Consider the following 25,152-nt stretch of genomic DNA (forward strand, 5'->3'; position numbering starts at 1 on the left):
ATAACAAGAATAGTGGCCGGTAGCGAGAGAAATAAAAACCGCCGAATTATGGAATCCCATAATTCGGCGGTTATTTTCATGCTATAAAAATGTTCTCTGTACTTTTTCCCAGAAGGAATTGTTTTTTAATTTAACAGTTTTAATTTGTTTATCGCTTAAACGAACAACGGCTTTTTCCACTTGTTTAATGCTAAGTGCTTCGTTATCCATTCCGATAACAGGATAATCATTTCCGTCTGGTTTAAGTGTTAAAGTTAACGTACGCTCGTGATTTAAAAGGAATGGTGATCCGAGTGTACGGTATGTGTTGTTATTTAAAGATGCTAGTTCGCTTACTTGGAAACATGGGATAAGTGGATCGACAACTGCACCATGTAATGATTTATTGTAAGCGGTACTTCCTGTAGGCGTGGAGATAACTAATCCATCACCTCTAAATGTTTCAAAATGTAAATTGTCGACGTGTACGTCTACAACAAATGTTTTAATGATACTAGAGCGTAATGTGAATTCATTTAAACAATGGAAAGATGTACCGTGATCTACATCTACTTTAATTGTTGGATATTTTCGCACTTCAATTTCGTTTTTTGTAATTTCTTGAAGGGCTGTATCAATGTGATCGATATGGAAATCGCAGTAGAAAGAAATTTCATCTTTCGTAGAAATACCTGCGTATAAGCAATCTTCTCTAAAACCAGTTTTACGAACGGCTTGTAAGAAAGTTCCATCATCTCCAACGCTGACGATAGCGTTTGCATTTTTTGGATGATCTAATATGGTAAATCCATTCTCCTCTAAAATACGATATATTGGTTTCATTTTTTCAACGAGTGTTATTTTGTCATCACCATAAAAGAAAAATAAATTGCGACGATCTGCCATTATGTATCCCTCCACTGCAGTTAAATTTTCTAGTCTTAGTGCTACATATCGTCAGAGCATGTTTCTGGATGATATGTTCAAATAGTATATTTCGATATAAATTGTCAAAATCCCTTTTTATTTTTAGAAAAATTTTTATATTCAATTTTATAAAAGTCTGTTTAATGATGAATAAACTTGTCGACAATGGGTATGGAGTGAAAGGATGGTACGAATGAAGTGGCTCGTAATTGGAATGATAATTCTTCTACTTTTTATTTTGCTAATACTATTATCGAAAATATCGCTTAAGGTGACGTTTTTATATTCAGAAATGGAAAAACAATGTTTATTTCAAGTGAAAATATGGATGATTCGATATACGTTTGATGTATTGGAAAGAATTGAAAAACAGCAGAAAAAGACAGGACAGAAAATCGAAAAAGCTGAAAAAGACGGTGGAATAGATAATAAAATTATGGCGCAACTTGATAGCATTGGAGAGCTGATAAAAAAGCTTCAAGACGTTCATACTATTGTTAAAGATTTTCTCAAACGAGTGAAAATCAATGGTTGGAAATGGCATACGCAAATTGGAGCAGGCGACGCAGCTAGTACTGGAATTGTCACTGGATATGCATGGGGGACAAAAGGAATGGCTGCTGGAGTTGTAGGACAATATATGCATATTGTCGACGTACCAGAATTTGAAATTACACCTGTTTTTCAAGGGAAGGGATTTGCATCAAGATGTGAGTTAACAGCATCTTTTCGTATATTCCGTACTGTAAAAACAGCGGTGAAATTACTCATGTTTATGAGAAAGCAAAGATCTGGTATGACAGAAAAATCTGTTCAAGCATAGGGGGGATATAGAATGGACCATCCAATTCAAGGTTTAATGACAACCGCAATGCAGCATTTAAAACAAATGACTGATGTAAATACAATTGTTGGTGACCCAATTAAAGCGGCAGATGGAAGTGTAATTCTTACCGTTTCGAAAGTCAGTTTTGGATTTGCTGCTGGTGGAAGTGAATTTGGTAAAGTAGAACATTCAGGCCGTCATCCATTTGGCGGGGGAAGTGGTGGAGGAGTTTCTATTAATCCTGTTGCCTTCCTTGTTATAAATGGAGAAGGTGTGAAAGTATTACACTTAGATAAGCAAACACACGTCATCGATAAAATAATTGAATTAGCGCCACAAGCTGTTGATAAAGTGAAAGAAATGATGGATAAACGAAAAGAAGATGATCCTGAATTTCAAATTTAACGAATAAAGAAGCTGATCAATGGATTGGCTTCTTTAATTTTTTTGTAAATAAAGCGATTTTATTTGCATTATCGATAGGGACAAACTATCATTTACATTGTACATATTTTGTTTAAATAAGGGAGGATTTTCAAGTGGCAAACGTAACTTTTAAAGGTAATCCAATGACTTTAGTTGGAACAGAAGTTAAAGTTGGCGATCAAGCGCCAAACTTCCAAGTATTAGCAAACGACTTATCTCCAGTAAGTTTAGAGACATACAAAGGTGAAGTAAAATTAATTAGTGTTGTACCTTCAATCGACACAGGTGTGTGTGATGCACAAACACGTCGTTTTAACCAAGATGCAGCAGGTATTGAAAACGCGAAAGTATTAACAATTAGCGCTGACTTACCATTCGCTCAAAAACGCTGGTGTGCAGCAAACGGTTTAGAAAATGTTGTAACACTTTCTGACCACCGCGACCTTTCATTCGGTGAAGCTTACGGCTTAGTAATGAAAGAGCTTCGTTTACTTGCTCGTGCAGTATTCGTAGTAGATAGCAACGACAAAGTAGTTTACGCAGAATACGTAAGCGAAGGTACAAGCCATCCAAACTATGAAGCAGCATTAGAAGCAGCTAAATCGGCAAAATAATGTGAAGGAAATGACCTCTTATAAAGAGGTCGTTTTTTCTCATATATTGCTGCGTAATGGTACCAATATATGAGAAAAAGCGTTATATCATATATAACTTAAGGGGAGCTCTTTGCTGGAGGTCGCTTTTTCTTTTTGGAAAAAATCACTTTGTGGTATGATATAAGTTATGTGTAAAAGAGAGAAGGAGGAATGTACGTGAGTCAGACAGTGGAAACATTATTTTCTATTTTTGATTCTTCTGCGGTAGTTTTACGTAAAGAATTAGATGTAACATATTTAGAGGCGCTTGTAGAAACAGGTGATAACTTGTTTGAGGGAGCGATTTCACAAGAGGAATTATCCGAATCAGCAATTGAAAGGCTGAATCGTGAATATAGTACGTTTAATGAAGAAACATATAAAGGTGAAGAAATTCGTAAAGCATTTCAGTTAGCCATCTTAAAAGGAATGAAAGAAGGCGTACAAGCGAATCATGAAATGACGCCTGATGCAGTTGGAATGTTCATGAGTTACTTATTCCATAAATTTATGCAAGGTCAAAACGAGATCACAGTTTTAGATCCTGCAATTGGAACAGGAAATTTAATGACTACAGTGTTTAATAGCGCCAAAGAAGGGCTAATAATGAGTGGATTTGGTGTAGAAGTGGATGAAGTGCTAATTAAACTTGCTTTAGTAAATGCAAATTTACAAAAGCATGCAATCGAATTCTTCCATCAAGATGGACTAGCACCACTTTATATCGATCCAGTTGATGCAGTCGTTTCAGACTTACCGATTGGTTACTATCCAAACGAAATCGGTGCAAGTGAATATAAATTAAAAGCAGATGAAGGAATGTCGTATGCCCATCACTTATTTATTGAGCAAAGTGTGAAACATACGAAAGAGGGCGGGTACTTATTCTTCTTAGTACCGAACTTCATTTTTGAAAGTGATCAGGCACCAAAATTACATGCATTTATTAAAGAAACATGCTTTATTCAAGGATTACTACAGCTTCCTGTTTCCATGTTTAAAAACGAGAAAAATGCAAAAAGTATATTTGTTCTCCAAAAGAAAGGCTCTAATGTAACAATGCCAAAACAGGCGTTATTAGTGGAGTTGCCTAAATTCTCTAACATGAAGGCGATGGAGAACATTATGGATCAATTAAATACTTGGTTTGCAACACATAAATAAAGTCGGGTATATGTAACAGGGTTAGTAATTCATGTAGTACAGTTTTATATAATATGTCATATTTTTAAATATATACTAGATTTAACTGAATTTTTTTGAAATCTGTAATATATATTTTTTCTTGGTGTTACAATTTTTTCACTTGAAATATATGTCGGACGATGTTTAAATTAAAATCGTGAGTATAAAATTTGCTAATGATGAAACGTTTTCATATTTAGTAAATTTGATTAGATAAAATCGAGCGGTTTGTGGAAACATCCACACAACTACCAAGAGAAAAAGGGGCGAAAGACTAGATGTCAAAAATCATCGCGATTAACGCAGGAAGCTCTTCCTTAAAATTCCAATTATTTGAAATGCCAAGTGAAACAGTATTAACAAAAGGTTTAGTAGAACGTATCGGTTTAGAAGATAGTATCTTCACTATTACTGTAGATGGCGAAAAACAAAAAGAAATTACAAACATTCCAGATCACGCAGTAGCAGTTAATATGCTTCTTAAAAAATTAACTGAAAACGGAATCGTTAAATCTCTAGATGAGATTGGCGGTATCGGTCACCGTGTTGTTCACGGCGGCGAAAAATTTGCTGACTCTGTTTTAATTACTGATGAAGTATTAGCTGATATCGAAGAATTAAGCGATTTAGCACCACTTCATAACCCAGCAAACCTTGTTGGTATTAAAGCATTCCAAGAAGTATTACCAAACGTACCAGCAGTAGCAGTATTCGATACAGCATTCCACCAAACAATGCCGGAATCTGCATTCCTATACAGCTTACCATATGAGTACTATGAAAAATTCGGCATCCGTAAATACGGTTTCCACGGAACTTCTCATAAATATGTAACGGAGCGTGCGGCTGAATTATTAGGTCGTCCAATTGAAAGCTTAAGCTTACTTTCTTGTCACTTAGGTAACGGTGCAAGTATCGCAGCAGTAGAAGGCGGTAAATCTATCGATACTTCTATGGGCTTCACTCCACTTGCTGGTGTAACAATGGGTACACGTTCTGGTAACCTTGACCCTGCGTTAATTCCATACATCATGGAAAAAACAGGCCAAACAGTAGAAGAAGTAGTTAACGTATTAAACAAGAAGAGTGGTATGTTAGGTCTTACTGGTTATTCTAGTGACCTACGTGACATCATTGCGAAAGAAGAAGAAGGCGATCACCGTGCGAAAGTAGCACTTGATGTATTCGTAAGCCGTATCCACAAATACATCGGTTCTTACACAGCTCGTATGAAAGGTGTAGACGCAATCATCTTTACAGCTGGTGTAGGTGAAAACAGTGCGATTATTCGTGAGCGCGTATTAGAAGGCCTTGAGTACATGGGCGTATACTTCGACGTAAAACGTAATAACGTATTCGGTGAAGAAGCATTCATCAGCTTCCCACACTCTCCAGTAAAAATTATCGTAATTCCAACTGACGAAGAAGTTATGATCGCTCGTGACGTACTACGTCTTGGAGATATTGGTTAATATACTATATGAAAAAAAGACGAGATCCTATAGGGTTTCGTCTTTTTTCTTTTGGATATATTTCAAGAGCCCATTTGGATATAGTGCTTTCTCTTTTTGAATGAATGCTGTCATGGGAATCCATTTTGCATATGATGCTGTTTGTTCATCTTGTATATTCAGTATTTCCATTTCATATAGTGACATATCTAATAAGTGTAAAGAATATAGCTGAATGATTTCATGACCAATTTCTCCATCAAGGTGAAAGATGTTTTCTAAGCAACCTAAATAATTGGTGATTTCCACTTCGGTATGAAGCTCTTCTTGAAATTCACGAATAACGGTATGTGCTGATTTTTCACCAAGTTCAATTGAACCACCAAGAGGTCGGTAATATGTTTCATCGCCTGTATGATATTCTTGTACGAGAAGGCGATCGTGATATATAGCAATGCCAAAAGCTTTTGCACGTGGATACATATATAATCACTCCTTATTTCTTCTGTATAAGGATGATTATAAGACAATGTGTAATAAAAAGTATCGTGTATTTAAGCCTGCGGTCTAATCGTGATTCCATCAAATAAGTCATTCCAAAATGCTTCATTGTACTGATATACATCCATAATAGGGCATTTTATAACGCAAATATTTTGCAATCGCCAATCTTCTTGGACAATAGTTGGTACATCTGCAGGAATGAGTAACAGGACAGAAAAATTATGTTTGACTATTTGAGATAAAATTTGTTCCAAGGAACGTGCTTCTTCGTATGTTCCTCCCGTTCGAATAAACAATGTGGATTCTGCCGTTTCGATTGTAGTTAGAAAACGATTAATTCGATGCTCATAGTTTAACTTAATTTCTGTATAAGAAGGCCAGGAAGTTGGTGTGTTTACATCTGTTTTAAAGTCGTGACAGGAGTCGATTTCATATAGGTTGTCACGGAGTCTTAATTTCGCATCATCATCCCAAAATGAGATGAAGGATAAGTTTTCGAACTGTAAAAAACGGTCAAATCGATTTTGTAATAATACATTCACTTTTTCTAATGAAGGGCTTAGCATAAAATCGATAACACCAAAAAATGGTGATAATCCGAATTGATATAAAGCCCAAGCAGGCCAGCAGTTTTGTCCTAAGCTGAATACTGCATTATATTCTTTTTTTATATTGGATAGATTCATGTGATTCATCTCATCCTTTTTGCTAATATTTTATGTCATTAAAAAATGGTATGTGAATAAAGATAGACAAGCATATTTGCAAAGAAGAAGCAGAAATATGTTACAATAGAAAAAAATCGAACGAGGTGGTTGTTACGATGCGATCGAAGCGAGAACAAGCCATTTTAGACAATATAAAAGAATGGGAATCGCAATTAGTTGAGCAAGAAGCGACTGACTTTCAAAAAATGTTTGATAAATGGGTACATACTACAATTGCGAAATTACCTGAGAAAAAACGAAAAGATTTCTTTACGAAAGCAGATGGATGGCTCTTTCATTTGCATGCATTGATTCAAAGTTCACAAACACAGTTAGATGCGCGTAATCGTATTTTAGGAACGTCGAGATTATTTGATGAATCGATTGAGCAACTAGAGGATTTGAAAGCATTATCTATTGATCAATTAACATACATAGCAGAGCAGCAAACAGCGAGACATCGCCTATATTCATTCGTACAAGGCGGAGCAACGGGTGCTGGAGGTTTATTATTATTAACGGCTGATTTTCCAGTTATGATTGCGTTAAATGTGAAGGCTGTCCAACTTATTGCCACATCATTTGGACATGATGTGAACAAGCCTTATGAAATGATGCTTGCGTTAAAGGTATTTCATGCGTCATTACTACCAGGAAGGCTTCAGCAATACGCATGGTACAATTTACTGCAAGAGCTAGAGCAAGAAGATTCGTTCTTCTACGAAGGAGACGAAGCGGTGTTACAACCAGCTTCTACTGAAGTTGTGTTAAAACAAATTTTGAAAACATTTTCGATTTATGCTCTTCGTCGTAAACTATTCCAAGGTATTCCGGTAATTGGAATGGCAATCGGGTCTACAGTGAATTATCGTTTAACAAGAAACGTTACTGAATTTGCAAATAGATTTTATCAAGTGCGCCACATAATCGAGAAGGAAAAAAGAGCGTAAAAAAAAAGCGAGAGGCCGAGGCCTTTCGCTTTTTTAATTTGTTGCATGCTTTTTGGACATTGGAATAGATACTGGTTGCTTTTCTGCTTTCTTCTCTGCTTTTGGATAATAAATTAAATCCAATGTTTTTGCCTGTACAGCAATTGAAAGAATAGTAAAAGCAATTTCTGTCCAATTTAAATAATATAATGAAAGCGCAAGAACAATCGCGTCAAAGACGAAGAAAATTTGCCCAATTGTAAAGCGAGTTCGTTTACTTAATACAATTGTTAAAATATCGTCTCCGCCGGTTGCACCGCCAAATCGCAATATAAAACCGAGTCCAATACCAGCTAACGCACCGCCAACTACTGCAGCTATAAATAAATTATTTGATAAATCGACCGTAAATGGAGAATAATTTTCCATAAGAGAATAAAATACTCCGAATGAAATCGAACCTAGGAATGAATAGCCAACCATTTTTTTACCTAAAAATGAAGCACATAGTAAAATAATTGGGATATCCATAATTACAGTTGAAATAGATGGTGAAATATCATAAAAATTTTGGATGAATAGTGCAATTCCTACAAAGCCACCTTCTGTTAAGTGGTTTTGGAAGTGAATGTGATATAGCGCTGCTGCTAAAATAAATGAACCGATTAAAACCATAAAAATTTCTTTAATAATTTGCCGACTTTGGATGTTCCTCATCGTTATTCCTTCTTTCCGTAGTTAGTAGTCCTTTTTGTGTTGTAAACTAACTACGAGCTCACATGTAGCTTTCAGTTAGTTTACGAAAAAACTAACTACGCTATATGTCGCTGAAGAAATAACGAATAATCCTCTCGTCCATCAATTCTCCCTACCTTCGTTTTAGTTTAAGTCTTAAAACGACTAAACAAAACGTGGAGTAGGATTCGTCATTTAGCAATCCTGCTCTTCTTTGTTTTGTTTAGTTAGTAACAATTAAGTCCTAAACAAAACGCTATGTGTAAGAAGAGTCTTTTTTTTGCCAAATTATCCTTCGGGCAATCATAATTTCCCCACTCTCGTATTTTTTTCGCTAGACTAAAGTATCTGAGCTAAAAAATACGCTACGTGTATGATTCGTCAATACGATGCCACATGCTCCTTCGAGCGATCATGATATCAAAATCCCTTCCTTCAAGATTTATACTATTATATCATACTTTTAAAAAATGTATGCGGATGGAAACCGACAATAAACGGAGGGAATCTACAAAAAATGTTATGTTTAAATATTTTTGTAGAAAAGCCTAATTTATTTCGGAGGATTGGCCAGTTTGTAACGGTTTGTCCAATAAGTAAGAAAAAAAGGGTTTTATTCAGTTGTATTCTTTTCATCATTTTTATCTTTAAAAAACGCATCCCAACTAATCACACTTAAAAAAGTTAAAGCGATAATAACGAAAGCTCGCATAGGTTTGAGACCTCCTTTTGTACATAGTATATGAATCATTCGATTCGGAATGTGTCATTTTTTTACAAGTCTTAATTATTATGAGAGTATATTAATATAGATAGATGAAGGGGAGAGTAAAGATATGCTAAAAGACATGTTCAAAAGAAAAGAATTAATATGCGTTTCATGCCAGAAAAAAATTCAATATGAGGAAGAGCTTGTTGCTTTTGTAAAGTTGCCGAAAGAAAGAAGTATATTAGTTGGTCCATTTGATGTATGTTTGGCGAAAACAGCACAAGAGATATATTGTAAATCGTGTTACGACAAAAAAGCATGACCCAAAGTAATTTAGGGGCATGCTTTTTTCATTGGTGTGCTTTCCCCTCAGAAACATTTTGAGTGAGTCGATACCAAAGCCAAAGGTCATTAATGATGGAAGCGAGATCGGCGATTTCTGAATTAAGTTTGCAAGAAATTTCGAAGTCTTCTTCGTGATTTAAATGATGTTGTTTTGTATTAATATAGTGCTCAAGTTCTTTTATACGATCAGGGATTCTCCCGCGAACTTGTTCCCATTTTAATAAAATCGCATGTTGTATTTTTTCGGGGATATCTTCCCAATCTTCTTGTAAATGCGGAATTTCAATTCCTAGATGTTCATCGTATAAGAAATACTTTTCCATAAGTTCACCCCCGTTTTCCTGCTTATATTGTACAGAAAAACAGAAAGAAGTTCGACGAAATTGTTTGAAAAAATTTGAAAATGACTCTTGATACATTTTATAAAAGGTGTTAAAGTGTGTATTATTATAAAAGAAAATGAATATTTATTCTTTAGGGGGATGCAAAATGGAGAAGAAAAAAGTTGTATTAGCATATTCCGGAGGTCTTGATACTTCCGTTGCAATTAAATGGTTACAAGAGAAGAATTATGATATTATCGCGCTTTGTTTAGACTTAGGGGAAGGTAAAGACTTAGCATTTGTAAAAGAAAAGGCACTTTCAGTAGGTGCAATTAAATCATATATGATTGATGTTCAAGAAGAATTTGCAAATGAATATGCATTGATGGCGATGCAAGCGCACACCTTATACGAAGGGAAATACCCTCTCGTTTCTGCTTTATCACGCCCGCTTATCGCGAAAAAATTAGTAGAGATTGCAGAACAAGAAGGAGCGACTGCAGTTGCGCATGGATGTACAGGGAAAGGGAATGATCAAGTTCGTTTTGAAGTTTCTATTCAAGCATTAAATCCTTACTTAGAAGTGATTGCGCCTGTACGTGAATGGAAATGGTCACGTGAAGAAGAAATTGCCTATGCAAAAGAAAACAATGTACCAATTCCGATTAATTTAGATAGCCCGTTTTCAATCGATCAAAATTTATGGGGACGCAGTAACGAATGTGGCATTTTAGAAGATCCATGGGCAGCGCCGCCAGAAGATGCATATGAGATGACATTAGCTTTAGAAGATACACCGAATAAACCAGAGTTTGTAGAAATCGGTTTTGAAGCAGGCGTACCGACGACTTTAAATGGTACTGCATATTCACTTTCAGAATTAATTAAAACGTTAAATGCACTTGCTGGAAAGCATGGGGTTGGACGTATCGATCACGTAGAAAATCGTCTTGTTGGTATTAAATCGCGTGAAGTGTACGAATGTCCAGCTGCAATGACGTTAATCACAGCACATAAAGAGCTGGAAGATCTAACGCACGTAAAAGAAGTAGCGCATTTTAAACCGGTGATTGAGCAGAAAATAACAGAACTTATTTATAACGGTTTATGGTTCTCTCCTTTAAAACAAGCACTTCATGCTTTCTTACAAGAAACGCAAAAGAATGTAACAGGTACAGTGCGTGTGAAATTATTTAAAGGCCATGCGATTGTAGAAGGACGTAAATCTGAGTACTCTTTATATGATGAGAAACTAGCAACATATACTGCCCAGGACGAATTTAACCATGATGCAGCAGTTGGATTCATTTCATTATTCGGTTTACCGACGAAAGTATACAGCCAAGTGAATCAAAAGAAGGTGGAAGCGTGAGCAAACTTTGGGGCGGACGTTTTACAGAAGAAGCGGAAGCATGGGTTGAAGAGTTCGGAGCATCCATCTCCTTCGATCAACAATTAGTAAATCAAGATATAAACGGAAGTATTGCGCACGTAACGATGCTAGCAAAGCAAGGCATCGTTACGAAAGAAGAAGCAGGGAAAATAAAGGTAGGGCTTCAGTATTTATTAAAAGAAGCAAAAGAGAATAAGCTTCAGTTCTCAGTAGAAGCAGAAGATATTCACTTAAACATTGAAAAAATGTTAATTGAACAAATTGGAGAAGTCGGAGGGAAACTTCATACAGGCCGAAGTCGTAATGATCAAGTAGCGACTGATATGCATTTATATTTAAAAGAAAAAGTAGAACATATTATTAAAGCTACAAAACAATTGCAAACGGTTCTTGTTCATCAAGCAGAAAATAATATTGAAACCATTATGCCTGGTTATACGCATTTGCAACGCGCCCAACCAATTTCATTTGCACATCATATTCTCGCTTACTTTTGGATGTTAGAGCGTGATGTGAATCGCTATGAAGACTCATTAAAGCGCATTAACATTTCGCCATTAGGAGCAGGAGCGTTAGCTGGTACAACATTCCCGATTGATAGAGAATATAGTGCGGAGCTTCTTGGGTTTAATGGAATCTATGAAAATAGTTTAGACGCAGTAAGCGATCGTGATTTCATACTGGAGTTCCTAAGTAACTCATCTATGCTTATGATGCACTTATCACGCTTTTGCGAAGAACTTATTTTATGGAGTAGCCAAGAGTTTCAATTTATTGAAATGAGCGATCAATACGCAACGGGAAGCAGCATTATGCCGCAAAAGAAAAATCCAGATATGGCGGAACTTATTCGTGGTAAAACAGGCAGAGTGTACGGTAATTTATTTAGTTTACTTACAGTCATGAAAGGATTACCGCTCGCTTACAATAAAGACTTACAAGAAGATAAAGAAGGAATGTTTGATACAGTAAAAACAGTAGAAGGGTGCCTTCATATTATGGCAGGTATGCTAGAAACGATGACTGTCAACAAAGAAAAGATGGGGCAAGCTGTAACCAAAGATTTCTCAAACGCAACAGAAATTGCTGACTACTTAGCAAGTAAAGGACTGCCATTCCGTCAAGCTCATGAAATTGTTGGGAAGCTAGTGCTACACTGCACACAAAAAGGAATTTATTTAGTAGATGTACCACTTGCAACGTATAAAGAAATGAGTTCGTTATTTGAAGAAGATTTGTATGAAGTTCTTTCACCGTATGCAGCTGTGAAACGTCGTAACAGTGCTGGCGGGACAGGATTTGAGCAAATTGAAAAAGCTTTGGAGAAGGCGAAGGGATTAGCCATAGAGTTCGTTGGAATTAAGTGATGCATAGTATAGAAGGTAAGGTGCTTTTTTTGAAAGTGCCTTACCTTTTGTATTTAGATTTTTACAGGAGTATTTATCATTTCATAATTATTTTTCATAATCATAAAATGATGTTTTTCATGTATCGCTAATAGTTGAATAGATTGGATCAGGTTAGGATAGTGAGCAATCGGATCTAAAAATACGATATGTCCTGCAATATTTTCTTCTATATTTTGAACTAGCTTTTTTATGTCATCTGTTTCACTTGCAAGTAATTCTTCTAATTCAGTTACATTCATAGATTGATAGATTTTTTTTGAAGGGATTAAAATCCGAGGTGCTTTCATTCCTTTGCCGTGCTTTTCTTTATATTCGGCATAAATGTCGTGTATGTCAGTTGCAAATGGGGCATTTCTTCGTAGTTTTGCATAAGGGATAAGAGTGAAAGAGAATTTAATCGCGACTTTTAGCATCTTTGTAATTAAATATAAATGATAAAAATGCTCCCCAATAGACCATTTTCCATTCTTCGGGCGATACCATAGTTGTTCTTGTGATAGTGAATGGAGCTGAGGAAGGAACTTGTTTCTTTGTACATGTAATGTATGAAAATGTTTTGAGATATTTTCAGATTTCATATTTTCGTATCCTTCCACACTTTTTCCTAATTATAACATTTTTCGTATGGATGTAAGTAAGCCTAGAGCAATCTGCTCTAGGCTTACAATGTATCGATTAATCGTACTTATGTCGATCTTCCGTAATTCGAATATACTCAATATCCATCAAATCTCGCAGCAATGCACCATTACTTAGTTCCACGCCATGTTTCTCTTTAAAATGAGTACGAATCATATCTAACATTTCGAGTTCTTTCCCATTCACGTCTAAAATAATACGCTCAGAATCATTCATATAGCATCCTCCTTTTTTAACATATATATTTTGTCCGTCTATTTCTAAAAAATGTATGTTAACCTAAAGTTAGGAAATAAGAAAGGAATGGAAAATGAGACGTATTTATTATATAGGGATAATTTTGTACACGCTAATTGTATTACACGTTGCATTCCCAAATATCTTTTCATTTGAGGATGTAGAAACAGTACACGTTGGGATATTTATCTTTATTCTATTTATAGTAGATTGCTTTATTTCGATATGGCTTTCGAAAAGAAAACATGTACAAAATAAAAAAGAAATGGAACGGAAAAAGAGAAAACGTTCATTTTGGATGACGACGTACTGTTTGTCTTTAGTGCTTATTGCTGTCTTTTTTAGTGAACATATTCCATTAGAAAGATTAGATATTGGATTTGGAGCGTTCGTATTTGCATACTATTTTTTCATGCACTTTCTTCCTTATATGAAAGAAAAGCGAGGAGAAGAGGAAGATCAGCTTGTAGAAGAAGCGAGAGAACAAGAACATAAGAGAATAGAAGAAGGTATACAGAAACTCGGAGAACAAAAATGGTATTTAAAATCTAAAATCATATATGTTCTTTGCTTCATTACGCCGCCAATCGGTTATTTGTATGTTTTCTTTCTTCGTAAAAAAATGACAGAGGATGCAAGGCAATCTTATTTAACGGTAGCTACGATCATGATGGTATTGTGGTCTTTGAAGTTCTTACCGCCATATGTGCTGGCAGTAGCTGTTGTAGTGGTTGTTTGTCTTGTATTTATAGTGAAGTATGTGAAGTGAAGAAAAACAAGAGCCTGTATTATTAAGCTAATATATAGATTAAAGTAAGAAATGTTATACTATGATTTGATTGTTCAGTAATAATAGGAGGGATAATAATGATTCAATCCATAGTTCATATCGCATTAGTAGTAAAAGACTACGATGAGGCAATAGAGTTCTATACAAAGAAACTAAATTTCACATTAGTCCAAGATATATATCAGCCAGAACAAAACAAAAGATGGGTAGTGGTATCTCCTCCTGGTTCAGTCGGCACCACAATATTACTGGCTAGAGCATCTAAACCTGAGCAAGACTCCTTTATCGGTAACCAGTCAGGCGGCAGAGTTTTTCTTTTCTTAAATACTGACGATTTTTGGAGAGATTATAATGAAATGATTTCAAGAGGAATAGAATTTGTGAGAGAGCCGAAAGAGCAAGAATATGGAATAGTTGCAGTATTCAAGGATTTGTACGGGAATTTATGGGATTTATTACAACTAAAAGACGACCATCCAATTACTCAAAGAATTAAGTAGAATACAGTTTAAACTTGATTAGAAAATCAATTAAAAAATGATGATTTTAAAATCCATGTAAGAGTGGAGAAAAACAGAGAAGATTTATTTTTATGAGTAACATTAAACATCTTTATTCTTTTTACACAGTCGTGAAAAAAAGGAGTGGATTACCCACTCCTTTTTTATCGTTGTTTAACAACATGTATTTATTGTTCATTCAAGCCTAAAGCTTCATTTCCCTTATCCACCAGTAAAACATGTGGACTTGGTGTTTTATTTATGAATTAAAGATCACCTTGCTCCTCATCACCACGAACAACAAGGACATCGCATTTCGCATAGCGAATAATATGTTCAGAGACGCTACCAATTAGGAAACGCTCAACAGCATTTAAACCAGTTGCACCACACATAATTAAATCTACTTTATGGTTTGGAGCGATTTCTTTTGAAATTTTAGATTTAGGATTACCGAATTCTAATACAGCTTCAATTTTTTCAAGGCCAGCTTCAAGCGCAGTTTTTTTGTAGTCTTCTAATAAGTCTTCTGCAAATAGATTTGCACGTTCAGCAATTGCGCGGCTATAAGCTTCTACTGCTGAATATGCTTTTACATCAACGATATGAGCAATTGTTAATGTTGCATTGTTACGTTTTGCGACTTGAATTGCTTTTTTAAAGGCTCTTTCTGCTTCTTTAGAACCGTCCACCGCGATTAAAATATTTGTATATGTATTATTCATAGTAAATTCCTCCCAATCATTTTTATTACTGTTTACAACTTTATTATAAAACAAATTTTGGTAATGTGCTTACCGAAAACGTTACAGAATTTTGAAAACTTTGCTTTAATTCATTTTAGTTGTAATTGGAGCGAGAACTTGTTACATATGAAGTATAGCAATTAAAAAGGAGGCATGTTTGTGAGACACGCGCTCATTACAGCCGGTACGAAAGGTTTAGGAAAGCAAGTAACAGAAAAGTTATTGGCTAAAGGATATTCAGTAACAGTAACGTATCATAGCGATATAGTGGCTATGGAAAAGATGAAAGAAACATATAAAAATATGGAAGAGCGTCTACAATTCGTGCAAGCGGATGTCACGAAAAAGGAAGATTTACATAAAATAGTAGAAGAAGCGATGAGTCGTTTTGGTAAAATTGACTTTTTAATTAATAATGCTGGTCCATATGTATTTGAAAGAAAAAAGTTAGTTGATTACGAAGAAGACGAATGGAATGAAATGATTCAGGGAAATTTAACAGCGGTATTTCATTTGTTGAAACTTGTCGTTCCAGTTATGAGAAAACAGAAATTTGGCCGTATTATTAATTACGGATTCCAAGGGGCAGATAGCGCACCGGGATGGATTTATCGTTCAGCATTTGCAGCAGCGAAAGTAGGACTTGTTTCATTAACGAAAACAGTTGCTTACGAAGAAGCAGAATATGGTATTACTGCAAACATGGTATGTCCTGGTGATATTATTGGTGAAATGAAAGAAGCGACAATTCAAGAAGCACGTCAGTTGAAAGAACGTAACACACCAATTGGTAGATCCGGAACAGGTGAAGATATCGCAAGAACGATTTCGTTTTTATGTGAGGAAGATTCCGATATGATTACCGGTACAATAATTGAAGTGACTGGTGCAGTCGATGTTATCCATAGACATCGATAGAATAAAATAAAATGAAGTTTCGAATAATTGGACAGTTTATCCATTGTGCTGAGAGTTGCGGATAATACTGTCCTTTCATGTAAGATTAAATCTATCGGAAAACTTGTATTATTTTTTGTCAAATATTGAGATATTATGTTAAAATATAAGAGCGTAGAAAGCGCTTTAAAAAATGATTCAGGGGTCATTTCATAACTCAAGGGGGAACTAATAATGCGTATCGGTATTCCAACAGAAATTAAAAACAATGAAAACCGCGTGGCAATGACGCCAGCGGGAGCAGTACATTTAGTACAAAATGGTCATGAAGTTTTTGTTCAAAAAGGAGCAGGTTTAGGATCTGGCTTTACAGATGAAGAATACGTACAAGCTGGTGCAAAACTTGTTGAAACTGCTGAAGAAGCATGGAATCAAGATATGGTTATGAAGGTAAAAGAGCCAGTTGCAAGTGAATACGGCTATTTCCGCGAAGGTTTAATTTTATTCACATACTTACACTTAGCTCCAGAACCAGAATTAACGAAAGCATTAATTGATAACAAAGTTGCATCAATTGCATACGAAACAGTACAATTAGAAAATCGTTCTTTACCATTACTTGCACCTATGAGTGAAGTAGCTGGTCGTATGTCTGCACAAATCGGTGCACAATTCCTTGAGAAAAACAAAGGTGGTAAAGGTATTTTACTTGCAGGCGTTCCAGGGGTAAAACGCGGCAAAGTAACAATTATCGGCGGTGGTCAAGCTGGTACAAATGCAGCGAAGATTGCAGTAGGTTTAGGTGCAGATGTAACAATCATCGACTTAAGTGCAGAACGTCTTCGTCAATTAGATGACATTTTCGGTAATCAAGTAAAAACGTTAATGTCTAATCCATACAACATTGCAGAAGCTGTAAAAGAATCTGACCTTGTTATTGGTGCAGTATTAATTCCAGGTGCAAAAGCGCCAAAACTTGTAACAGAAGAAATGATTCAATCAATGGAACCAGGTTCTGTCGTTGTAGACATCGCGATTGACCAAGGTGGTATTTTCGAAACAACTGACCGTATTACAACTCATGACAACCCAACTTACGAAAAACACGGCGTTGTTCATTATGCAGTTGCGAATATGCCAGGCGCGGTGCCACGTACATCAACTCTTGCATTAACAAACGTAACAGTACCATATGCAGTACAAATTGCGAACAAAGGCTACAAAGACGCATGCTTAGGTAACACTGCATTACTAAAAGGTATTAACACATTAGATGGTTATGTAACATTCGAAGCAGTTGCAGAAGCTCACGGCTTACAATACGCTGATGCGAAAGAGCTACTTGAAAAAGCTCCTGCTTTATCATAATAGAAATACATGTAAGCCCCTCCTTTTGTAAGGAGGGGCTTTTTATTTGAGTTAATTGTCTAGTTTCTTTACGATTCTCAATCCGAACATCATTGTAAAGAAAAGAATGCCGAACAAGTAATATAAGGCATACTCAACTCGTATCATCGAATTTTTGTCAGTGATATATAAAATAAATAGTATCGCAGAGCCGACTAAATGAGAGAGACCGAAAATTTGTGCCATAAGTTTTAAACTCATCTTCTCGATTCTTTCATCCATCTCAGGTAATGGATATTTTTCGGGAGCGTTCTTTTTTTTCTTAAAGAATAATCGTTTCACTACGAATAGTATTAAGGATAAGAGTATGTAGACGCCAGCGAATAGAAGGACAGAACTAATCTTTTCTTCATCATTACTATTGAAATAAAGAAAAGTTGAACCTAACAACAAAATGGTAAGATGCGAAATGAACTCTTGATTAAAAGTATTTTTCATTCGTTTTCCTCCCCAGTTTTATCTAATTGAAATAAATCTTCTACTTTACAGTTGAAAAACTCACATAATTTCAATGCTAATTCTAAACTTGGGTTGTATTTGTTTTTTTCGATAGCGATGAGGGATTGTCTAGTGATTTGAACAGAGGAAGCTAATTGTTCTTGGGTGATGTCTCTAACGACGCGGAATTGTTTCACCTTATTTTTAATCAAATATACAAAGTCTCCTTTTTGTAAATTTGTTACATTTATTATATCCATTTTTAGGTAATAAGTAAATAAAACTATACAAAAAGTAAACAAAACTTTACGTGAAATATAGCTTGTTATGATATTGTTTTTTGTGATAATTTGGAATTAAATGAAAAACGGAAGTCGAAAGAGGGGAATTGGATGGGAAGAACTATGGAAACAGTAAATCTATTAGAGTTAACAAAAGACATTCAAGATCAACATAAAAACTTCATCGTTTCAAATATAAATAGTCATTGTTTACGAATCGCTGTATTTACTGGTGAATATGATTGGCACTATCATTCTAATTCGGATGAATTATTTATTGTGTTAGAGGGAGAATTACTTATTGATTTTGAAGATGGAGAAACAGCGGTTTTAAAGCCAAATGATTCTATCTTAATTCCAGCGTGCACAATCCATAGAACGAGAGCATTAAAGAGAACAGTAAATCTTTGTTTTGAAAATATAGAGGCTGATACGATTAAAGTGGAGCGGTTATGAAAAAATTATCTGTAGCCGAGTATAGAAAAATCATTCCGATTTTAGAAAGTCATACAAGAACGACGACGTTTGCTTATGCGGTATGTGACCAAATGATAGATGGTGAGATTTTTGCCAACGAGAAGTTAACAGCAGGACTAATTCGTACAGCGAACGGTATCTATTATTTATTTGGTGATACGGATGATCAAAATTATAACGAAGATTTATTTGCGTATTTAAAAATGGCTATTGAAAAAACAGAGAAGAGATTTACACTCTTCACTTCAAGTGAAGAGTGGGAAATGATGATTGAAGTGCGTTTTAGTAATGCACTTCGGAACATGCCTCGAATGAAGTTCCAACGAGAAATTTCTGAAGAGAGAAAACGAGATTCAAACAAAAATACATATGAAGTGAAGCGTATTGATAAAAGTGGTATAGAACGAAGCAGTGAATTTACAGAGGAGTATTACAAAGAATATTGGGGATCAAAAGAAACATTTTTGAACGGTGGATTTGGATTTTGTATAGAACAAGATGGGATAATTGTAGCTGAATGTGTTTCGATATTTAACGGAAATGGATTTGCTGAAATTGATATTGTGACGCATCAAGCATACCAAGGGAAAGGATTAGCCCAAGCTGTTGCAACACGGTTTATTGAACATTGCACAAAAAATGATATTACACCGTGCTGGGATTGTTATGTAGACAATATTCCTTCGCAACGATTAGCTAGTAAATTAAGTTTTAATCATCCAATAGAATATAGTTTGTTTGTACGTAAGAAAACGGGGGAATAAAAATGAATGTAGAGTTAACGAGATTTAAAGTGAAACAAGGTAAAGGTCATCGTGTAGATGAATGGATGCAGCTTCTTAATGACAATATGAAAGAAGTACTTTTGACACTAAACGACGAAAAGATGTACGTTGAGACAATTTTCCGGGAAATAAGAGGTGGAGAAGAGTACTTATATTGGTATTCTGTGCAAGGAGAAGGCGGGGCTCTTGTCGAAAATTCTCATCATGAAATTGATAAAAAGCACTTAGCATTTTGGTATGAATGTATTGATGAAGAAGTACAGTCTGTTGATATGAAAACAGAAGTCGTTATGATTCAAGATGTTGTGAAGGAAGCGATGAAATAATAGATTGGTATTTTATAACCGTAAAATGGTCATCTTTTTGGTTGGAATATATATTATTGGAGATGCTGTAGGATGATAATTAGTAATAAATATATCACTCTCGATGAAATAGAAATAATAAGAGAATCCTTAAATAAATTGCATGAATATCATAATGATAAATCAAAACATTTTTCTGGTGATTATCCAAGAATGACATTTGAGGAACGTATTGAAAATTATAAACAGAATTCAAAGTATGGAGAATATAGAATTGAATTATTAGTTGAGGCGGAAACAGATGATATATTAGGGTTTTGTATAGCGTATAGTAAAAGCGTAAGCGGAAAGATTGAAGTTTTATTCGTTGATGAAAAATACCGAAGAAACGGATTTGGTTTGAAATTAATGAATAGTGCAGTGGAATGGTTTAAAGAGAAGAAGATAGATGAAATTGAATTAACGGTAGTGTACGGAAATGAAGCTGTATCGTTTTATGAAAAACTGGGGTTTTATCCTCGTTCAATTATTATGGCAACTAAGTCATAACGATAGTATGGGGAGAGATGAGTGAGAGTTTTTGTTTCAAAAAATGATTCATATGTTACTAAAGTATATGTGTAGAGCGCATCAAAATAGATGTGCTTTTTATTTTGAAAAAAATTTAAAAGAAAAATTTTATTTAAGTATCTTTAAGTGAAAATAAAGGGGGATTTCAAGAGTATTTTAGGACAAACTATAATGAAATAAAAAATACCGAACCAAAAGACCTACCAATATACGGTGTAGTTGTAACAGGCAAAACAGAGGATTTACAAAGTTTACAAGGAGCACCATATATTAAGGCAGCTGTTAGAGGTGTAACAGTTGAGAAATATTGATTACAAACGATTAATGTGAATAATCAGAAAATTTATGTTATAATATGGGAAAAGGAGGTTCATATGAGGCAAATACATGGAGCAATTTATATTTACATAACAATGTTTTTCGTGGCGATATCCTATGGATTAGGGCACGTGTATTCGCATCCTATACTAACTTTTTTAAGCGGAGCATGTATGGCGTTTGCGCTTCTTGTCCACCTTTTCTCAGTTTGGATCGTGAAATTTCAATTAAATATTAGTGAAATAGAAGAAGGCACTTTTTGAGTAGCCTTCTTTTTTTAATAATATTTTGGAAGCTCTTGGAGCAATTTTTCAATTTCGCATTCGGTTTCTTTACATATAGACAGTGTACGTAGTCTGAAAAATAAGCTACGTAAGAAAGATTTTATATTTCCGTATAGGTACTCGTACGATTTAATATGTAATGTTTGTTTTTGGGCGGGTAATTGAGCTACCAGGTCATGAAGGGCTAATATGAGTACTTCTTCCTTTAGACCATTTTGCAGCATTGCGACAATAGGATAAACGAGACGCTCATCTTCTTCGTATTTGTAATAGATGGAATGGACACAAACTTTGTTTAATAAAGTTTGTAGTATCTCTTCGTAATATAAAGCTTCCAGTTTAGGACTATTCACAAGCGCCTCGAATGTATCGGAAGCATGAGCGATACTATGTGCCCAACCGTGGTCTTGCACATATCCACGGAAATCATGTTCATTGTTCATATATAGAATTAATTGATCTTTTACAGCTAAAATATCATGCTGTGATAAGAAATTATGATTTGTATCAGCATCAATAATGAGCGCAATTAATAATGTTGTAAATGCACGGGTAAATACAGCATCTTCGTCATTTGAATGAATCTTATACAATAAATATTTGTCACTGATGCTTTCTAATAATAGTTTCTGTAAGTGTGTGTGTGAAATATAGTCCTTCTTGATTAGGTGATAAAAAGTAGAGTAGATAATTTTATCCCTTAAATAGCTATCAGTATCCCCAATATGCTCAAGCATACTGGAACTTAAAGAATCGATATTGAGGGCATCATTGATTATGTAATTATTATTACGAATTTCTTCTAACTGTTGTTGTAACATATAAACCTCCTATTTTAGAAAATTCTGTATTTTTATAATATAATAAGAGGAAGAAATAGACAATAAATAAGTGCTTTTGAATGGAGGGCCATTTATGAAGAGAGCATTATTCTTTTTCATTTGTATTTTCTTATTAGGAAGCTGCTCGATTTCGTATGTTACTTTTTCTAGTGAGAGCAAGAGTTGGACGGGGCAATATAAAGGATATATTAAGGATGATAGTGAAGATGGAGTGTTTACGTTTCAGTATAAGGGCGGAGATGGGAATACAGAATTTAAAAATTTGGAGATTGCTATTAATGAAACCCTTAGTACAATGACACAAACGTCAGAAAGTCATAGAGGAGCAAGGGTTGAAATGAAGTCTTCTTGTGTAAGTTGCGCACCCCCATCTAAAGATGAACCGATAGAGATTGTGATTAAATGGGATGATAAGTATGAGGAGAAGATGGTTTTAAAGCGGAAATAGCATAGAGTAAGGGGATAAAAATGAATAGGCATATAAAATTTTCTATGTTTATGTTTTTAGGTGCATTTCTAGTCATATTATCAGCGTGTACTACAAAACAAGTAGAGCAAGTAGCAGTAAAAAAAGTACCTGAAGAAGGGTATATCATAGTAAGAAATGACACGGTATTTTTTGTCGGTGATAAAACGTTTAATACAAAAGTAGAGTTGCGGCATTATATAGAACAACAAATGAAGAAAGAACATCCATCAGATATAGTGTTGAGCTTTAAGGATAAAGACGCATATAATCAATTAAAAACAGGGTATAAAGTAAAAATATGGTCTTCTCAAATGCTTGAAAGCTATCCAGCAAAAATGATTGTAGAGAAATTTGAAATAGTAGAGAAATAGAAAAAGGCAGCAATCACGCTGCCTTTTTTCTTATTTCACAAATTGTAATTCTTTCGGGAATTTCGTTAAAATTTCTGATCCATCTTTTGTGATGTAAATATCATCTTCAATACGAACGCCACCTACGTTTGGTACGTAAATACCTGGCTCGATTGTGAAGACCATACCTTCTCTTAATGGTGACTCGTTACCAGCTTTTACATCTGGATATTCGTGTACGCTAATTCCAAGTCCGTGACCAAGGCGGTGCGGGAAGAAGTCGCCGTAACCTGCATCTGCAATAACAGAACGAGCAGCGTTGTCGATTGCGCCAAGTGTAACACCTGGTTTACATGCTTCAACTGCTTGTAATTGTCCAGCAAGTACAGTGTTGTAAATGCGAGTTTGTTCTTCAGAAAGTTCGCCGAATGCTACTGTACGTGTAATGTCAGAGCAATAACCTTCAATGATTACGCCTAAATCAAATAGTACGAAATCGCCGCGTTTCATTTTGTTTGCACCTGGAATACCGTGTGGAAGAGCAGAGTTTGCACCTGCTAATACCATCGTATCAAATGACATTTTATGTATGCCCTTTGTTTTTAATTCGTGTTCGATAATTGCTAATACTTCTAGCTCGCTACGATTTTCTTTAATTGCATTTACACCAACTTCAACAGCGTAGTCCGCCATTTTAGCTGCTTCGCGTAAAATAGAAAGTTCTTTTTCATCTTTAATTAAGCGAAGTTCACGAACTTTTTCCTCAGCTGATTTGAAAGCTGCATTTGGGAATAACTTTGTTAATTCTTCGTAGCGCTCTACGTTTAAATGTTCTTTTTCAATTGCAACTGCATTTGCATTGATGCCGCGGTCTTTAATTGCTTTTGCAATCATATCCCATGGTCTGTCAGTATCAGTAAATCCGATAATTTCATGTGCCCAGCCAGCGTTACGCGCTTGACCTTCTTCCATTTTAGGGCAAATTAAAATAGGTTCTTTTTCTTGGAATACAAACATACCAAGAAGTCTTTCGTGTGGTTCGCAGTGGAAGTTTGTCATGTAGAAAACGTTTGGTGTAGAAGTTAAGAACGCAGCTTCTACGTTTTTTTCTTTTAGCCATTGCATTAAATTTTCTAATCTAGCATTCATCGATTGGCACCCCCGAGATATTTAATTACAAATATAACTTTACATCGGAAGAAAGCGTTATGACAAGTAAATAGATGTTAGAAAAGACAGGGAATTGAAAAATCATGTAGAATAAAAAATGAGAATGTGAATAGGGGAGGAATGTAGTAATGAAAGTATCTTATCACGGGCATTCAGTTGTAAAGATTGAAACGAATGGAAAAGTGATTTTAATTGATCCATTTTTAACTGGAAATCCGACAACGGATTTAAAGGCTGAAGATGTCAAAGTAGATGCAATTCTTTTATCGCATGGACATGGTGATCATGTTGGAGATACAGTAGAGCTTGCGAAGAAAAATAATGCAGTTGTTGTGGCACCATTTGAACTAGCGACATTTTTAAGTTGGCAAGGTGTAAATACACATCCGATGCATATTGGTGGTTCGCATGAATTTGACTTCGGAAAAGTGAAGTTTACACAAGCATTCCACGGTTCTAGTTATATTGATGAAGAAAATAAGACGATTACATATACAGGTATGCCAGCGGGTATTTTATTTACAGCAGAAGAGAAAACTGTATACCATGCGGGAGATACCGCTCTATTCTCTGATATGAAATTAATAGGGGAACTGAATAACATTGATATAGCGTTTTTACCAATTGGTGATAATTTCACAATGGGACCAGAAGATGCTGTTTTAGCAGCGAAATGGACTCAGGCGAAAATTGTTGTACCGATGCATTACAATACGTTCCCAGTAATTGAACAAGACCCATATCAATTTGTAGAAAAGCTACACAATTGTACAGGAAAAGTATTAGAAGCTGGAGAAAGTATTACACTATAGAAAAGAAACCCTTCATTTGAAAAGACAAGTGAAGGGTTTTTTACGTGTGTAGGACAGCTTTTAAAGGTTGTACTTGTTTTGATGATTTTTTTCTTTTTGGAAGTGGCTGTTCAGGTGTTTCATTCAATTCCATTGCAACTTTTTTTCCGTCTACGAAAGCTAAAAATACAGCACCTACAACTTCTAATAATTTTTTCATCATATATCCGCTCCTTTGTTTCATTTCTTGTCTTCATTGTATATGGAAGCGGCTGGACAAACTATCGAACGAGATGACAATACCATTACATTGTTGTAATAGAAGAAGTAGTGTAATGTAAGGCGTATTTTGTTATAAAAAAAATAGTACAGA

34 protein-coding genes and 1 pseudogene are annotated in these 25,152 nt (G+C 35.2%); 22 read left to right on the plus strand and 13 right to left on the minus strand.

Translation table 11 applies throughout. The features are described 5' to 3' along the window. Positions 1-81 precede the first annotated feature (81 nt). Positions 82-885: an NAD kinase gene (locus KVT31_RS00290; RefSeq protein WP_088097994.1), complete on the minus strand. Its 804-nt coding sequence runs from the start codon at positions 883-885 to the stop codon at positions 82-84. 205 nt (positions 886-1,090) lie between these two features. On the opposite strand from KVT31_RS00290, the gene KVT31_RS00295 reads away from it, so the two are divergent. The 5 genes from KVT31_RS00295 (at position 1,091) to ackA (ending at position 5,450) form a co-directional block, all read left to right on the plus strand. Further along, positions 1,091-1,729, plus strand: coding sequence for a DUF2953 domain-containing protein (locus KVT31_RS00295; protein ID WP_002123030.1), 639 nt, complete (start codon positions 1,091-1,093; stop codon positions 1,727-1,729). A 12-nt stretch (positions 1,730-1,741) separates the two neighbouring features. Continuing rightward, on the plus strand, positions 1,742-2,137 hold the full coding sequence (ytfJ, locus tag KVT31_RS00300) for a GerW family sporulation protein (RefSeq protein ID WP_000350005.1): 396 nt from the start codon (positions 1,742-1,744) through the stop codon (positions 2,135-2,137). Between the two features lie 134 nt (positions 2,138-2,271). Next, positions 2,272-2,772 (plus strand): thiol peroxidase, encoded by a 501-nt coding sequence (tpx, locus tag KVT31_RS00305; protein WP_000024525.1) that lies wholly within the window; start codon positions 2,272-2,274, stop codon positions 2,770-2,772. A gap of 198 nt (positions 2,773-2,970) precedes the next feature. Further along, positions 2,971-3,957 (plus strand): class I SAM-dependent methyltransferase, encoded by a 987-nt coding sequence (locus KVT31_RS00310; protein WP_140392565.1) that lies wholly within the window; start codon positions 2,971-2,973, stop codon positions 3,955-3,957. Between the two features lie 299 nt (positions 3,958-4,256). After that, entirely contained in the window at positions 4,257-5,450 is a 1,194-nt protein-coding gene (gene ackA, locus KVT31_RS00315; RefSeq protein WP_088097992.1) for an acetate kinase, read from the plus strand. Between the two features lie 27 nt (positions 5,451-5,477). Here the strand turns inward: ackA and KVT31_RS00320 are convergent, their stop codons facing one another. Both KVT31_RS00320 and KVT31_RS00325 read right to left on the minus strand, forming a co-directional pair. Further along, the gene (locus tag KVT31_RS00320) at positions 5,478-5,912 is read right to left on the minus strand and encodes an NUDIX hydrolase (protein ID WP_088097991.1); all 435 of its coding nucleotides are present in this window, start codon (positions 5,910-5,912) and stop codon (positions 5,478-5,480) included. 71 nt (positions 5,913-5,983) lie between these two features. Further along, positions 5,984-6,619 carry a DUF1796 family putative cysteine peptidase gene (locus KVT31_RS00325; RefSeq protein ID WP_088097990.1) on the minus strand — a complete coding sequence of 212 codons (636 nt, stop codon included), beginning with the start codon at positions 6,617-6,619 and terminating at the stop codon, positions 5,984-5,986. A gap of 137 nt (positions 6,620-6,756) precedes the next feature. On the opposite strand from KVT31_RS00325, the gene KVT31_RS00330 reads away from it, so the two are divergent. Further along, complete coding sequence (locus KVT31_RS00330; RefSeq protein ID WP_088097989.1) at positions 6,757-7,590, plus strand: EcsC family protein; 834 nt, start codon at positions 6,757-6,759, stop codon at positions 7,588-7,590. Positions 7,591-7,623: 33 nt separating this feature from the next. On the opposite strand, the gene KVT31_RS00335 is transcribed toward KVT31_RS00330, so the two are convergent. Continuing rightward, on the minus strand, positions 7,624-8,286 hold the full coding sequence (locus KVT31_RS00335; RefSeq protein ID WP_048544413.1) for a YitT family protein: 663 nt from the start codon (positions 8,284-8,286) through the stop codon (positions 7,624-7,626). Between the two features lie 854 nt (positions 8,287-9,140). On the opposite strand from KVT31_RS00335, the gene KVT31_RS00340 reads away from it, so the two are divergent. After that, positions 9,141-9,335 carry a hypothetical protein gene (locus KVT31_RS00340; RefSeq protein WP_000910278.1) on the plus strand — a complete coding sequence of 65 codons (195 nt, stop codon included), beginning with the start codon at positions 9,141-9,143 and terminating at the stop codon, positions 9,333-9,335. Positions 9,336-9,363: 28 nt separating this feature from the next. Here KVT31_RS00340 and KVT31_RS00345 read toward each other — a convergent pair whose 3' ends face one another. Further along, positions 9,364-9,681, minus strand: a complete 318-nt coding sequence (locus KVT31_RS00345) for a radical SAM protein (protein ID WP_088098200.1) — start codon at positions 9,679-9,681, stop codon at positions 9,364-9,366. Between the two features lie 166 nt (positions 9,682-9,847). Between KVT31_RS00345 and KVT31_RS00350 the strand changes: the two genes are divergently transcribed. Both KVT31_RS00350 and argH read left to right on the plus strand, forming a co-directional pair. After that, complete coding sequence (locus KVT31_RS00350; protein WP_061679881.1) at positions 9,848-11,053, plus strand: argininosuccinate synthase; 1,206 nt, start codon at positions 9,848-9,850, stop codon at positions 11,051-11,053. Continuing rightward, entirely contained in the window at positions 11,050-12,441 is a 1,392-nt protein-coding gene (argH, locus tag KVT31_RS00355; protein WP_088097987.1) for an argininosuccinate lyase, read from the plus strand. Before KVT31_RS00350 ends, argH begins: the two co-directional genes overlap by 4 nt. Before the next feature lie 53 nt (positions 12,442-12,494). Here the strand turns inward: argH and KVT31_RS00360 are convergent, their stop codons facing one another. Continuing rightward, on the minus strand, positions 12,495-13,061 hold the full coding sequence (locus tag KVT31_RS00360; RefSeq protein WP_088097986.1) for a DinB family protein: 567 nt from the start codon (positions 13,059-13,061) through the stop codon (positions 12,495-12,497). A gap of 97 nt (positions 13,062-13,158) precedes the next feature. Then, a complete protein-coding gene (locus tag KVT31_RS00365) occupies positions 13,159-13,338 on the minus strand; it encodes a ProA domain protein (protein ID WP_088097985.1) in 180 nt (59 codons plus the stop codon). Between the two features lie 94 nt (positions 13,339-13,432). On the opposite strand from KVT31_RS00365, the gene KVT31_RS00370 reads away from it, so the two are divergent. Together KVT31_RS00370 and KVT31_RS00375 are read left to right on the plus strand one after the other, a co-directional pair. After that, the gene (locus KVT31_RS00370; RefSeq protein ID WP_088097984.1) at positions 13,433-14,128 is read left to right on the plus strand and encodes a hypothetical protein; all 696 of its coding nucleotides are present in this window, start codon (positions 13,433-13,435) and stop codon (positions 14,126-14,128) included. A 98-nt stretch (positions 14,129-14,226) separates the two neighbouring features. Then, positions 14,227-14,649 carry a VOC family protein gene (locus KVT31_RS00375; RefSeq protein WP_088097983.1) on the plus strand — a complete coding sequence of 141 codons (423 nt, stop codon included), beginning with the start codon at positions 14,227-14,229 and terminating at the stop codon, positions 14,647-14,649. A 266-nt stretch (positions 14,650-14,915) separates the two neighbouring features. Here KVT31_RS00375 and KVT31_RS00380 read toward each other — a convergent pair whose 3' ends face one another. Continuing rightward, positions 14,916-15,374: a universal stress protein gene (locus KVT31_RS00380; RefSeq protein ID WP_088097982.1), complete on the minus strand. Its 459-nt coding sequence runs from the start codon at positions 15,372-15,374 to the stop codon at positions 14,916-14,918. Between the two features lie 174 nt (positions 15,375-15,548). On the opposite strand from KVT31_RS00380, the gene KVT31_RS00385 reads away from it, so the two are divergent. Together KVT31_RS00385 and ald are read left to right on the plus strand one after the other, a co-directional pair. Beyond that, a complete protein-coding gene (locus tag KVT31_RS00385) occupies positions 15,549-16,313 on the plus strand; it encodes an SDR family oxidoreductase (protein WP_088097981.1) in 765 nt (254 codons plus the stop codon). Between the two features lie 213 nt (positions 16,314-16,526). Continuing rightward, positions 16,527-17,660 carry an alanine dehydrogenase gene (gene ald / locus KVT31_RS00390; protein ID WP_088097980.1) on the plus strand — a complete coding sequence of 378 codons (1,134 nt, stop codon included), beginning with the start codon at positions 16,527-16,529 and terminating at the stop codon, positions 17,658-17,660. Between the two features lie 51 nt (positions 17,661-17,711). On the opposite strand, the gene KVT31_RS00395 is transcribed toward ald, so the two are convergent. Both KVT31_RS00395 and KVT31_RS00400 read right to left on the minus strand, forming a co-directional pair. Then, on the minus strand, positions 17,712-18,137 hold the full coding sequence (locus KVT31_RS00395) for a hypothetical protein (protein ID WP_088097979.1): 426 nt from the start codon (positions 18,135-18,137) through the stop codon (positions 17,712-17,714). Beyond that, positions 18,134-18,397, minus strand: a complete 264-nt coding sequence (locus KVT31_RS00400) for a helix-turn-helix transcriptional regulator (RefSeq protein WP_063260731.1) — start codon at positions 18,395-18,397, stop codon at positions 18,134-18,136. Before KVT31_RS00400 ends, KVT31_RS00395 begins: the two co-directional genes overlap by 4 nt. 144 nt (positions 18,398-18,541) lie before the next feature. On the opposite strand from KVT31_RS00400, the gene KVT31_RS00405 reads away from it, so the two are divergent. The 6 genes and pseudogenes from KVT31_RS00405 to KVT31_RS00430 all read left to right on the plus strand — a co-directional run bounded on the left by KVT31_RS00405 (position 18,542) and on the right by KVT31_RS00430 (position 21,136). Beyond that, complete coding sequence (locus KVT31_RS00405) at positions 18,542-18,874, plus strand: cupin domain-containing protein (protein ID WP_088098199.1); 333 nt, start codon at positions 18,542-18,544, stop codon at positions 18,872-18,874. After that, a complete protein-coding gene (locus KVT31_RS00410) occupies positions 18,871-19,659 on the plus strand; it encodes a GNAT family N-acetyltransferase (RefSeq protein ID WP_088097977.1) in 789 nt (262 codons plus the stop codon). The genes KVT31_RS00405 and KVT31_RS00410 overlap by 4 nt, the downstream gene beginning before the upstream one ends. Positions 19,660-19,661: 2 nt before the next feature. After that, positions 19,662-20,006, plus strand: coding sequence for a DUF6176 family protein (locus tag KVT31_RS00415; protein ID WP_088097976.1), 345 nt, complete (start codon positions 19,662-19,664; stop codon positions 20,004-20,006). Between the two features lie 72 nt (positions 20,007-20,078). Then, entirely contained in the window at positions 20,079-20,534 is a 456-nt protein-coding gene (locus KVT31_RS00420; RefSeq protein ID WP_088097975.1) for a GNAT family N-acetyltransferase, read from the plus strand. 173 nt (positions 20,535-20,707) lie between these two features. Continuing rightward, a pseudogene (locus KVT31_RS00425) lies at positions 20,708-20,866 on the plus strand (anti sigma factor C-terminal domain-containing protein); the annotation flags it as partial. 63 nt (positions 20,867-20,929) lie between these two features. Next, positions 20,930-21,136 (plus strand): hypothetical protein, encoded by a 207-nt coding sequence (locus KVT31_RS00430; protein WP_001248905.1) that lies wholly within the window; start codon positions 20,930-20,932, stop codon positions 21,134-21,136. A gap of 14 nt (positions 21,137-21,150) precedes the next feature. Here KVT31_RS00430 and KVT31_RS00435 read toward each other — a convergent pair whose 3' ends face one another. Beyond that, positions 21,151-21,978, minus strand: a complete 828-nt coding sequence (locus tag KVT31_RS00435; RefSeq protein ID WP_088097974.1) for a DUF2785 domain-containing protein — start codon at positions 21,976-21,978, stop codon at positions 21,151-21,153. Positions 21,979-22,072: 94 nt separating this feature from the next. Here KVT31_RS00435 and KVT31_RS00440 point away from each other — a divergent pair, with 94 nt between their 5' ends. Both KVT31_RS00440 and KVT31_RS00445 read left to right on the plus strand, forming a co-directional pair. Then, entirely contained in the window at positions 22,073-22,447 is a 375-nt protein-coding gene (locus tag KVT31_RS00440; protein ID WP_088097973.1) for a hypothetical protein, read from the plus strand. A 20-nt stretch (positions 22,448-22,467) separates the two neighbouring features. After that, entirely contained in the window at positions 22,468-22,839 is a 372-nt protein-coding gene (locus KVT31_RS00445; RefSeq protein WP_088097972.1) for a DUF3221 domain-containing protein, read from the plus strand. A 30-nt stretch (positions 22,840-22,869) separates the two neighbouring features. Here KVT31_RS00445 and pepQ read toward each other — a convergent pair whose 3' ends face one another. After that, positions 22,870-23,967, minus strand: a complete 1,098-nt coding sequence (gene pepQ, locus KVT31_RS00450) for a Xaa-Pro dipeptidase (protein WP_088097971.1) — start codon at positions 23,965-23,967, stop codon at positions 22,870-22,872. A 149-nt stretch (positions 23,968-24,116) separates the two neighbouring features. On the opposite strand from pepQ, the gene KVT31_RS00455 reads away from it, so the two are divergent. Then, positions 24,117-24,800: a metal-dependent hydrolase gene (locus KVT31_RS00455; protein ID WP_088097970.1), complete on the plus strand. Its 684-nt coding sequence runs from the start codon at positions 24,117-24,119 to the stop codon at positions 24,798-24,800. 40 nt (positions 24,801-24,840) lie between these two features. On the opposite strand, the gene KVT31_RS00460 is transcribed toward KVT31_RS00455, so the two are convergent. Next, positions 24,841-25,002, minus strand: a complete 162-nt coding sequence (locus KVT31_RS00460; RefSeq protein ID WP_060486545.1) for a hypothetical protein — start codon at positions 25,000-25,002, stop codon at positions 24,841-24,843. Positions 25,003-25,152: the final 150 nt, after the last annotated feature.

This window comes from Bacillus sp. GbtcB14, from assembly GCF_019091205.1.
Classification (GTDB): Bacteria; Bacillota; Bacilli; order Bacillales; family Bacillaceae_G; genus Bacillus_A; species Bacillus_A cereus_AG.

Excerpts from the sequence above, each read along its gene's own strand:
- KVT31_RS00340 (WP_000910278.1), top strand. The coding sequence starts at position 9,141 with ATGCTAAAAGACATGTTCAAAAGAAAAGAATTAATATGCGTTTCATGC.
- KVT31_RS00365 (WP_088097985.1), bottom strand. The coding sequence starts at position 13,338 with ATGAATGATTCTGAGCGTATTATTTTAGACGTGAATGGGAAAGAACTC.
- KVT31_RS00290 (WP_088097994.1), bottom strand. The coding sequence starts at position 885 with ATGGCAGATCGTCGCAATTTATTTTTCTTTTATGGTGATGACAAAATA.
- ytfJ (WP_000350005.1), top strand. The coding sequence starts at position 1,742 with ATGGACCATCCAATTCAAGGTTTAATGACAACCGCAATGCAGCATTTA.
- KVT31_RS00420 (WP_088097975.1), top strand. The coding sequence starts at position 20,079 with ATGATAATTAGTAATAAATATATCACTCTCGATGAAATAGAAATAATA.
- KVT31_RS00345 (WP_088098200.1), bottom strand. The coding sequence starts at position 9,681 with ATGGAAAAGTATTTCTTATACGATGAACATCTAGGAATTGAAATTCCG.
- KVT31_RS00295 (WP_002123030.1), top strand. The coding sequence starts at position 1,091 with ATGGTACGAATGAAGTGGCTCGTAATTGGAATGATAATTCTTCTACTT.
- KVT31_RS00455 (WP_088097970.1), top strand. The coding sequence starts at position 24,117 with ATGAAAGTATCTTATCACGGGCATTCAGTTGTAAAGATTGAAACGAAT.
- KVT31_RS00415 (WP_088097976.1), top strand. The coding sequence starts at position 19,662 with ATGAATGTAGAGTTAACGAGATTTAAAGTGAAACAAGGTAAAGGTCAT.
- ackA (WP_088097992.1), top strand. The coding sequence starts at position 4,257 with ATGTCAAAAATCATCGCGATTAACGCAGGAAGCTCTTCCTTAAAATTC.
- KVT31_RS00435 (WP_088097974.1), bottom strand. The coding sequence starts at position 21,978 with ATGTTACAACAACAGTTAGAAGAAATTCGTAATAATAATTACATAATC.
- KVT31_RS00410 (WP_088097977.1), top strand. The coding sequence starts at position 18,871 with ATGAAAAAATTATCTGTAGCCGAGTATAGAAAAATCATTCCGATTTTA.
- ald (WP_088097980.1), top strand. The coding sequence starts at position 16,527 with ATGCGTATCGGTATTCCAACAGAAATTAAAAACAATGAAAACCGCGTG.
- KVT31_RS00370 (WP_088097984.1), top strand. The coding sequence starts at position 13,433 with ATGAGACGTATTTATTATATAGGGATAATTTTGTACACGCTAATTGTA.
- pepQ (WP_088097971.1), bottom strand. The coding sequence starts at position 23,967 with ATGAATGCTAGATTAGAAAATTTAATGCAATGGCTAAAAGAAAAAAAC.
- KVT31_RS00395 (WP_088097979.1), bottom strand. The coding sequence starts at position 18,137 with ATGAAAAATACTTTTAATCAAGAGTTCATTTCGCATCTTACCATTTTG.
- KVT31_RS00335 (WP_048544413.1), bottom strand. The coding sequence starts at position 8,286 with ATGAGGAACATCCAAAGTCGGCAAATTATTAAAGAAATTTTTATGGTT.
- KVT31_RS00380 (WP_088097982.1), bottom strand. The coding sequence starts at position 15,374 with ATGAATAATACATATACAAATATTTTAATCGCGGTGGACGGTTCTAAA.
- KVT31_RS00430 (WP_001248905.1), top strand. The coding sequence starts at position 20,930 with ATGAGGCAAATACATGGAGCAATTTATATTTACATAACAATGTTTTTC.
- KVT31_RS00445 (WP_088097972.1), top strand. The coding sequence starts at position 22,468 with ATGAATAGGCATATAAAATTTTCTATGTTTATGTTTTTAGGTGCATTT.
- KVT31_RS00440 (WP_088097973.1), top strand. The coding sequence starts at position 22,073 with ATGAAGAGAGCATTATTCTTTTTCATTTGTATTTTCTTATTAGGAAGC.
- KVT31_RS00375 (WP_088097983.1), top strand. The coding sequence starts at position 14,227 with ATGATTCAATCCATAGTTCATATCGCATTAGTAGTAAAAGACTACGAT.
- KVT31_RS00405 (WP_088098199.1), top strand. The coding sequence starts at position 18,542 with ATGGAAACAGTAAATCTATTAGAGTTAACAAAAGACATTCAAGATCAA.
- KVT31_RS00400 (WP_063260731.1), bottom strand. The coding sequence starts at position 18,397 with ATGGATATAATAAATGTAACAAATTTACAAAAAGGAGACTTTGTATAT.
- KVT31_RS00360 (WP_088097986.1), bottom strand. The coding sequence starts at position 13,061 with ATGAAATCTGAAAATATCTCAAAACATTTTCATACATTACATGTACAA.
- KVT31_RS00330 (WP_088097989.1), top strand. The coding sequence starts at position 6,757 with ATGCGATCGAAGCGAGAACAAGCCATTTTAGACAATATAAAAGAATGG.
- KVT31_RS00325 (WP_088097990.1), bottom strand. The coding sequence starts at position 6,619 with ATGAATCTATCCAATATAAAAAAAGAATATAATGCAGTATTCAGCTTA.
- KVT31_RS00460 (WP_060486545.1), bottom strand. The coding sequence starts at position 25,002 with ATGATGAAAAAATTATTAGAAGTTGTAGGTGCTGTATTTTTAGCTTTC.
- KVT31_RS00385 (WP_088097981.1), top strand. The coding sequence starts at position 15,549 with ATGTTTGTGAGACACGCGCTCATTACAGCCGGTACGAAAGGTTTAGGA.
- KVT31_RS00320 (WP_088097991.1), bottom strand. The coding sequence starts at position 5,912 with ATGTATCCACGTGCAAAAGCTTTTGGCATTGCTATATATCACGATCGC.
- KVT31_RS00350 (WP_061679881.1), top strand. The coding sequence starts at position 9,848 with ATGGAGAAGAAAAAAGTTGTATTAGCATATTCCGGAGGTCTTGATACT.